Raw genomic sequence first — 1,298 nt, 5'->3', positions numbered from 1 at the left:
AAAAGAGAACCTTTTTAAAGCTTTTTATTATCTGTTTTAACAGATAAATATCACTTAAATATTATATATAATATAACGTTATTTATTTTCTGATGAGATATAGGTAGAAAGGCTTTAAAAAATAGAAAATAATTAAGAGATTTATAATGTCTGTTTTTTAGTGTTGGTGAATTAAATAATTATATATTCTTATTTTGAACGACTTAATCATAAAATACAGGAAAAAACCAAATTTATATATATTACCTTTTATAGATATTATTTCTTTTTATTTGTGTTACTATTTAAGAAGTTTATTCTATAATCTTTTTTTATTGAAAAGGAGTTCAGCATATGACTAACTTTATGTACATCTTTTGCTTATTCGCTTGGGGGCTAAATTTTATTGCTGTAAAAATTCAAGGTACCCCTATTAGTCTGGAGCTTTCTTTAACGTACAGGCTTTTAATTACAGCTGTCTTATTCATAATTTTAAGCGCATGTCTACGACCTAAAGACAAACCAAAAAGAAACGATATACCCTTTATTGTTATATTTGGTATCTGTAACTTTATGTTAAGTTATCTTTGCCTTTATTATGCAACAATCTTAAGCTCAGCTGCCATGGTAACATTAATCTTTTCTTTAAAAGTCATTTTAACCCCAATTGCACTACGAGTATTTTTAAAAGAATCTTTTCATCCTCGCATTTTATTGGGAGGGTTACTAGGTGTTCTAGGAGTTTGTATTTTACTGTACCCAAGTATGGGAGATATTCATAGTTTCTCAGATTTAAAAGGAATATTAATTGCTTTATTAGGTACTATAATAACGGCTATTGGAGACGCTACATCAGCTAGAAACGCTAAGAATAAAGTAAATCCTTTATATGCAAATGCTATAGGTTTTACAGTTGGAGGAATATTATTAGGTACATTTGCACTCTCTAAAGGACAAGTAATTAGCTTTCCTCATTCTATTTCCTATTGGTCTGGGTTACTTTATCTAACTCTTATTGCTTCGTTTGGTGCATGGTTATTTTACTTGAAACTGGTCGAACAAATTGGTGGTGCTAAAAGTGGTTATATGGTAGCGCTTTTCCCTGCTATAGCAGGAATTGCATCAGTAGCAATTGGTGAATCAGCTCCATCTGTTTATCTGTTAGTGGGATGTATCTTTAGTTGTTTAGGGGCTGGTATAGCTTTAGGTATAGGATCTTACATATCTAAAATAAAAGTTAAAACAAATTCAATAAATAAATAATGAGTATAGTAACATATGTTCCATCCATTTTTCTTTTTTGGATGTTATATAAACAA

1 protein-coding gene is annotated in these 1,298 nt (G+C 29.4%); it reads left to right on the top strand.

Annotated features, from left to right (window positions below; all coding sequences use genetic code 11):
• Positions 1–333: 333 nt before the first annotated feature.
• Positions 334–1,242: a DMT family transporter gene (locus tag ACFX4W_RS05715; RefSeq protein WP_377559302.1), complete on the top strand. Its 909-nt coding sequence runs from the start codon at positions 334–336 to the stop codon at positions 1,240–1,242.
• The last annotated feature ends 56 nt before the right edge of the window (positions 1,243–1,298 follow it).

The sequence above is a fragment of the Priestia sp. YIM B13489 genome (genome assembly GCF_042787645.1).
GTDB lineage: Bacteria > Bacillota > Bacilli > Bacillales > Bacillaceae_H > Priestia > Priestia megaterium.
This window is presented reverse-complemented; position numbering and strand designations above follow the sequence as displayed.